Below are 7,860 nucleotides of genomic sequence, written 5' to 3'. Positions count from 1 at the left end.
CAAGGTAATAGTACTGGTGCTGCAACTAGCGCGATTATGAAAGGTGGTATTATCGGTTTCTTATATCTAGAAGTCCTTGATGCCTCATTCAGTTTCGACGGTGTGATTGGCGCATTTGCGATTACCAATGACGTAATCGTCATCATGCTAGGTCTGGCTATTGGTGCGATGTTTGTACGTTCGATGACTATCTTCTTGGTCGACAAAGGCACCCTTGATGAATATGTCTATCTTGAGCATGGCGCGCATTATGCTATCGGTGCTTTAGCTATCATCATGCTGCTATCAGTGAAATTCCATGTACCAGAGCTTATCACTGGTCTGATTGGTATTACCTTTATTGGTTGGGCGTTTGTCGCTTCACTCAATTATCGTAAGCGAGAAGCTAAATCAATTACTTGATGCTCGTTCGATGTTAAAAAACCAAGCAAAAATTTTTAATATCAAACAGTATAAAGTGGATAGATAAAGTTAGTTTAAAAATAGACGGGTTGTACCAAAGCAGTTGGTATGACCCGTTTTTGCTTTAAAGCACTTATTTGACACCCGTTGAATAAGTGCTTTTTTATGTTGCACTGCCTGACGATCTAATTTACTTTTTGATAACAACACCTTAACGACTGTTGCTCGGACGGTTAAAAAGTATCAGACTTGCAGCATTGATATGTCGCTTAGTAATCATATCGTAATCACACAAAATACGCCTTGCTTAGTAAGCAATCGCTTAGTATAGTAAATCGTAATGATATGCAGGGCGTGGCATACGAGTCAATTTATTCATTGTTTGCATTTATATATCGACCACTGCACTATTTTAGTTTATTTTTTTTATCATTCAATCCACTCAATTATTAATCAAAAGGATATTTATATGGCTATTAGCTTAACAAAAGGCGGCAACGTAAACTTATCAAAAGAAGCGCCGGGTTTAACCAATATTACAGTCGGTCTTGGCTGGGATCCACGTGCTACTGACGGTCAAGAGTTTGACTTAGATGCAATTGGCTTTTTGGTCAATGAAGCAGGTAAAGTACGTAATGACCAAGATTTCATCTTTTTTAACAACTTAAAGTCAGACAATGGCGCGGTTGAGCACACAGGTGATAACCGTACTGGTGAAGGCGACGGCGATGATGAAAAAATCAAAATCAATCTTGCTAGCATTCCAGCTGACGTAAGCAAAGTCGCTATCTGTGCGATTATTTATGAAGGTCAAAGCCGCAATCAAAACTTTGGTCAAGTGGGTGACGCTTACATCCGTGTCGTTAACGACAATGGCGATGCTGAAATCGCACGTTATGACTTATCAGAAGACGGTAGCACCGAAACTGCGATGATTTTTGGTGAATTATATCGCCATAGTGGCGACTGGAAATTCCGTGCCGTCGGTCAAGGCTTCAGCGGTGGTCTTGGACCATTAGCGGCTTCTTATGGTGTTAATGTTTAAGAGCTGACTAACATTTAGCGCTAATAATATAAGCCCCAAAAGCCATCAAGTGTGCCCTACTATCGCATTTGATGGCTTTAAAAGTAATAGGCTAGCGAAAATCTATGGTTAAGCCGACTTACAGACATAACTTACAAACATATAGAATACTGATATAAGGATTCGCACCCTATGACCGCCACGTTTAGCTTGATCGGTACCATTGAACCATTTCTTCATTGTAACCTCAAAAAAGGTGACTCCATCTATTGTGAAGCCAATGCAATGGTGATGATGGAATCAAACCTTGAGCTAAAAGGTAAGCTGCAAGGCGGGCTAATGCAATCACTTATGCGCCGTTTTGCCAACGACGAGTCACTATTTCAACAGCAAATCGAAGCAGTCAATGGTGAAGGCGATTGTTTACTTGCGCCAACGCTCGACGGTGATATGCAAATCATTGATTGCGGTGCGCAGCAATATACTTTAAGCGATGGCGCATTTGTCGCGGCGCAAACGGGTGTCGATGTGAAGGCTAAGATTCAACGTAATCTAGGTGGCGCCGTCTTTGGTGATACTGGCGGCTTTATGGTGATGCAGACGCAAGGTCAAGGTCAGGTAGTGGTATCAGGTTTCGGTTCACTATTTGAGATTGATGTTGAACCTGGTAAAGACGTCATCATTGATAACGGCCATGTGGTCTGTTGGGACTCGCGTTTGGAATACAAACTCTCAGTCGCCACCAGTAAGAAAAAAGGCTTCATGGGCAACATCATCAATTCAGTCACCAGTGGCGAAGGTATGGTTTTAAACTTCTCAGGCTCAGGAAAAGTCATTATCTGCTCTCGTAATCGTGATAGTTACCAAGGCTGGCTACAAAGCGTCTTAGGGACTAGCTCCGGCGGTCGCGGCGGCAATAACAGTTTGCTTGGCAATATCTTATAGCTATTATTATGTTTTTAAAGCTGTATGTTACAACGACTCCTCGTCATTATAGACTTTATTTAACCCTCTACTCACAATTACTATAACACTGTAGTATAAGGAATATCACATGGCAGTTAGTTTACAAAAAGGTCAGAAAATCTCCCTAAGCAAAGAAGCGGGCGGCGAGCTTACCCAAGTAAAACTGGGTCTAGGCTGGGACGTTGCTCAAAACCCTCAAGATAAAAAAGGCGGGTTCTTGGGCAAGTTATTCGGTGGTGGTAGCGGCGGTGACTCGATTGACTTAGATGCCTCGTGCATCATGTTTGATACCAATAAACAAGCCATCGATGCGATTTGGTTCAGTCAGCTGAAATCAAAAGATGGCAGTATCGTCCATACTGGTGATAACCGCACTGGCGACGGCGATGGTGACGACGAAGTTATCAATGTCGATCTTTCAAGAATCCCTGCCAATGTCGTCTCTCTAGTATTTACGGTCAATAGTTTCACTGGTCAAACCTTTGAAACGGTAGAAAATGCATTTTGTCGTATCGTCAATGCCAATAACAATCAGGAAGTCGCGCGCTACAATTTATCAGCGCAAGGTGGGCATACCGCGATGATTATGGCAAAAGTATATCGTCATAATAATGAGTGGAAAATGCATGCAATTGGTGAAACGGCTTCTGGTCGTACTTTCCATGACTTGATGCCTGCCATCACGCCGCATGCGTAAAGGATTCAAAGCTTTAGTTGGATTAGCGTTCATCCGTTAAAATGAGCTCTTGAAGCAACGTTATTGAGAAAAAAAAGCCCATCTACGATTAGATGGGCTTTTTTTTACATGTGCAAAAGAATATTTTTAAAGCTGTTACTTAGTCCCTCGCTTCCAGCTAAAGCCCCAGTTAAAGGCTTTATCCATCTCTTGATGTCCTTTAAAATACTGGTTAATGCGTTCAACGTTGATACTACCTTGCTGATTGACCAGACGCGCAATCGCACACATTGGCAAATTACCTGTCCCTTCTGTAAGACGTGTCTCAATCGGTGGCTGATCGGGCACATGAATGGTCACCACTCCATCGGTTTGCGCCCAATTTGGTGCACCTTCATAGATGAAAGCAAAGATAAACACCTCTTCTATCTGCGACCACTGCTGACCGTTAATATCTAGCCACTCACCGCCGCTGACTTGTCCCGTTCTATCATCAGCACGCAAACACACGTAAGGCGCTGACTGTAAACTACCAAAACGATTGCCCAAGGCTTGAATCAAGGTTTTTTCACCACTTTTCAGATGAATCATCGCCCCAACATCAAGGTCAATACCGCCCGCTTTATGTTGTTTGAAAAGATCGCCTAACAAGCCTTTTTTGGGTGCCTGCTGATTGGCAGTTGGATTTTGATTCCAGTTTAAGTTAACAGAGATTTTACCAAAGTCATCACGTTTCTTTAGGTTGATGCTAGACTGATTTTTGGTTAAAGTAATTTTGCTTAGGTTAATTGACGGATTTGGAGAAGCTGTAGGAATTGGCGGCGGCGTGCTTGTTTGAGGTGCACTACCTGCTTTCTGCGTATTAATTGGGCGCTGCGTATTGATGGGCTGAGCTTGGCCTTGTGACTGGTCTTGTACAGGGCTTTGAGCGGGCGCTTCATCAGCAATTTCAACACCAAAATGCTCAGACAAAGGCTTCAGCCCTCCTTCAAAACCTTGGGCAATAAAACGAAACTTCCAACTACCTTGGCGGCGATAACATTCCGCTAAAATAATGGCTTTTTCATTACGTCCGGCTGCACTTAGTTGGCAAGTCATCAGCACTTGGCTGCCTTGCAATACCTGAATATCGACATCGCCAACTTGCGCAAGCGTCTGCGCGCTAGAAAACGCTAATGCTATCTTCTCAATATTTGCAGGCTGCGCAGGTAAATTAATATCAAAAAATCCATCGCTATCATGACCACGGAAACTCACACTGCCATCATCGCTACGTGTCTGCCCATAAAATATCATGTCGCCATCGCCGCGTACTTTACCGTCAGTTGTCAGGCGATATGCCGCGCAATCGACCGCATTTTGGCTTAAAATACGAATGCTAATATGATCTGTTGGCAGTGGCGCATTGGCACCAGCAATCAGTTGTTGAGGTTGGATTTGGCTCATCATACATCCTTTGAATTATTTATTATGTGCGTGTGTTTGTTATGCTAATAATTGTCATATAGTAGCATGGATGGCCGCTGACTTTTAAAGCGTACGACCGTTCAATAACGTGCCAATGACCCTAAAAAATATTTTTACAAATCCTTCATGCTATTTTGTCAGCAGCATTTATAACGCTTAGCATTTGTATATAATAGCCCCTACTATTAGCAATATTACGGCTTGCTTATATTCCTGATGGTGTTGCGATGACGATAGTGAATTATTCAATTATATCTAAAACCTACGATAATGCTGAGAGAATTATGAAAACCCCTGCTAACGATAACGATCATAAAACATCAACTGCCGCGTCACCTGCCGTTTGGTTAGCTGAAGGTCAGTCAAGCCAGCGTGATATGTTAGCCAGCCTACAAACCCTAAAAAATCACGCTGATACTTCGTTCAACATTATCGCTTCACACCGCCACAATAGACCTGAGATTTTTGAATTTGCTGACAGCGTTTACCGCGAGCCTTCTACTAGCACCGCAGATAACGATGAGCAAACAGTGCTCGAATCTGTTGAGCCATTGATGCCGCGTTGGCAGTTTGTGTTAGAACAAGCGCAGAAAAACAATGTAAAAGTGTTGCTCACTGGACGCAATGGTATTGATTACGAAGACAAGCGTGAGGCGTTTAACGCGGCTGGCATTCGTTTATTGACGGGTGCAACGAGTGTGGCAGCGTTAGAAGTGATAGATGATAAGTTTGCCTTTATGCAACAGTGTCATGAGCATGATATTCCCGTTGCCGAGGCATGGCGCTTTGATAACGTCGCAGAGCTTGAGGCGTTACTTGACATATATGGTGATCAACCCTTATGTGTCAAACCGGTCACGGGTATCTTTGCACAAGGGTTTTGGCGACTGGGCAAAGAAGTAGGTGAGCAATACGATAGCTTTGAGCATTTATACTTTACCGAAGAGAAAAAAATAAATACCACGCAATTTATCAATGCCTATGCAAACAGCCTAATGGTGCAGGAACGCCCAATTCCCATGCTGCTAATGCCTTACTTGTCAGGGCAAGAGTACTCTATCGATGTCGTCTGTGAATATGGCGAAGTGCTGGCTGCTGTCACCCGTTATAAAACGGGGAAAATTCAGCATATCGGCTACGAGCAAGCGGTCATGGATGTCGTCATTCCACTCATAAAAGCCTTTGGCTGCGATGGCATCGTCAGTGTCCAAACCAAAGCCGATGATGACGGTCAGCACCGTGTGCTTGAGATTAATAGTCGCCCTTCTGGTGGCATTGATTACACCACCCATAGCGGTGTGGATTTAACCCAAGTTGGATTTGCCTATTGGCTGGGCTTAACCGATAAGCCGATACTGGCTGATATCGCGCAACAAATAACCCCCTGCCAAGTACGCTCTATCATGATCGGTGTAAAAGTTGAAGAAGACATCACTGAATAAGTCAATATAATAATATAAAAAGCTGACGGCAATGAATCAATAATAATACATCCATGACAACCGAATATATTCAACAAGAGGCAAACGATGACAGCACAAACCACGTTAGTGTTAGGGGCAAATACGGTCATCGCGACAGCGAATTGTTCGGTCGCCTTTGCAACGACAGATCAGTCAAAGTTTGGCGAGCAGGTTGGGCTATTATGGCTACCTTTGGATGAGCATCGCAAAGCCGCTTGTAGTCCCGCTTATCTTCATGAACCGAAGGAATGGGCGCAGCTCAATAGCAAAAATGATCCAAATGCATGGCAATTGGATTTGCCTGCATTGTTTGATAAACAAGGTGCAAGCTTTTTACAACTGATTGCTTATGTTTATCATGAGCCAAGCCTAAACTTACCTGCCGTTGAATTGAGCAAGGTAAGCTTAACCCTCAATGAGGGCGATATTCGTTATGAATTTACCGCAAGTGAACGCCATGTTAAAGCGGCGATCATATTAGAGATATACCGACGCAATGGACAATTTAAATGCCGTGCCCTTGGTGAAAGCTCCACGCAAGGACTGGCAAGTCTTGAGCATCATGTACAAGTGAGCCTTGATATGCGTCCGCCAGATACGCATGCCCTTATCCAAGATGCCCAGCGTGCACAGCAGCAAGGTTATCCTAACAGTGACGCACGTCCGCCCAGACAAGTTCAGTCTGGTGAAACTTGGACAGGGACAGCGTTTGCTATCGATCCCTATCATTTACTGACTTGTTATCATGTCATTGAATCGGCGGCGATAATTGGTGTGCGTCAGCAAGGGCAGCCCGATCGTGAAGCGCAAGTGGTACTCAGCGATATCGGTAGTGATTCAGCAATTATTAGAGTAAGCGAGCCGCTGCCAAGTTATTTACCCTTAGCACAGCGTTGTAGTGATAATTTGGGTGAAACCATCACCACCTTGGGATTTCCGTTATCAGGATTGAGTAGCCAATTACAAGTAACGCAAGGCTGCATCTCAGGACTGACAGGGTTTGGCGATGATATTCGCTATCTGCAATTTACTGCGCCTATTCAGCCAGGCTCTAGTGGCAGCCCTTTATTACTGCCGACTGGCGAAGTTATCGGCATGGTAACGTCCAGCCTCGTCCATGAACATGCACAAAATATGAACTATGCGGTGAAATTTCAGTTATTATCCGCCCTACTCGCGAGCGCTGGAATTAGTTTAGACAACTTATCTGACTCATCTGGCATGTCACGCACGACAGCTACGCCGTTGACCACGCCGCAATTAAGCAAACAAAGTCGCGGTGCTTTGTGGTTGGTCGGCTGTCAGGGTTAATGATTCACTATAGTGTCGACAAACCTTAAATAAATACATCTAAACACTTGATTTATTTAGTAGTTGATTATTTCGATACGCGCTATCATAATAACCCGGCTTAGAAATAACAAGTGTTGAGCTACACCCTATTTTTAAGATTTTGACCTTGATAAAATCCAACTTAAATAATTAGAAAGTTATAGTTACCCAACTTTTAAAAGCATACACTGCTACTCAAATGAGTTTTTAGCAATTTCTATCTGCGTAGGTACAGCAAGCGCAGAGCATCAATTCTAATGGCACGTAATAATACTTGCACCTTTTTTATTTAAAACTATATATACAAAGCAAAAATCTTAGTAAAAATGTAAGAAAAAATTCCAATAAAAATTAATAACTAAAGTAAGCAAATAGATATGATTTATATAATAATTTTAGTTGCTGTTTTTTTCATAATAGGTGCTTTGTCAAATGATGATGAAAGTGTTTCAGATAATACTGCCACTAGAAACTATTCCTACACTACGAAGCTAGAGGGCAAGTATCTATAGTCAGTCTTTTATAAATAA

7 protein-coding genes (1 of these 7 only partly in view) are annotated in these 7,860 nt (G+C 42.9%); 6 read left to right on the top strand and 1 reads right to left on the bottom strand.

Annotation, left to right across the window (positions count from 1 at the left end; translation table 11 throughout):
• The 4 genes from B2575_RS08690 to B2575_RS08675 form a co-directional block, all read left to right on the top strand.
• Positions 1–402: the final stretch of a DUF475 domain-containing protein gene (locus B2575_RS08690; RefSeq protein ID WP_296241328.1), read on the top strand. 618 nt of this gene lie to the left of the window's left edge; 402 of the gene's 1,020 nt are visible here — the last part of the coding sequence; the start codon falls outside the window, past its left edge; its stop codon occupies positions 400–402.
• 469 nt (positions 403–871) lie between these two features.
• Entirely contained in the window at positions 872–1,447 is a 576-nt protein-coding gene (locus tag B2575_RS08685; protein ID WP_045445372.1) for a TerD family protein, read from the top strand.
• Positions 1,448–1,618: 171 nt separating this feature from the next.
• Complete coding sequence (locus B2575_RS08680) at positions 1,619–2,371, top strand: TIGR00266 family protein (protein WP_296241321.1); 753 nt, start codon at positions 1,619–1,621, stop codon at positions 2,369–2,371.
• Between the two features lie 109 nt (positions 2,372–2,480).
• Positions 2,481–3,089, top strand: coding sequence for a TerD family protein (locus B2575_RS08675; RefSeq protein ID WP_087813709.1), 609 nt, complete (start codon positions 2,481–2,483; stop codon positions 3,087–3,089).
• 135 nt (positions 3,090–3,224) lie between these two features.
• Here B2575_RS08675 and B2575_RS08670 read toward each other — a convergent pair whose 3' ends face one another.
• Positions 3,225–4,514 (bottom strand): TerD family protein, encoded by a 1,290-nt coding sequence (locus B2575_RS08670; protein ID WP_296241314.1) that lies wholly within the window; start codon positions 4,512–4,514, stop codon positions 3,225–3,227.
• 305 nt (positions 4,515–4,819) lie between these two features.
• Between B2575_RS08670 and B2575_RS08665 the strand changes: the two genes are divergently transcribed.
• Both B2575_RS08665 and B2575_RS08660 read left to right on the top strand, forming a co-directional pair.
• Complete coding sequence (locus B2575_RS08665) at positions 4,820–5,977, top strand: ATP-grasp domain-containing protein (RefSeq protein WP_296241312.1); 1,158 nt, start codon at positions 4,820–4,822, stop codon at positions 5,975–5,977.
• A gap of 87 nt (positions 5,978–6,064) precedes the next feature.
• Entirely contained in the window at positions 6,065–7,309 is a 1,245-nt protein-coding gene (locus tag B2575_RS08660; protein WP_087813707.1) for a trypsin-like peptidase domain-containing protein, read from the top strand.
• Positions 7,310–7,860: the final 551 nt, after the last annotated feature.

The sequence above is a fragment of the Psychrobacter sp. UBA6739 genome (genome assembly GCF_002453835.1).
GTDB classification, from domain to species: Bacteria; Pseudomonadota; Gammaproteobacteria; order Pseudomonadales; family Moraxellaceae; genus Psychrobacter; species Psychrobacter immobilis_A.
The sequence above is the reverse complement of the archived record's forward strand: the minus strand, read 5'-3'. Positions and strand labels throughout refer to the sequence as shown.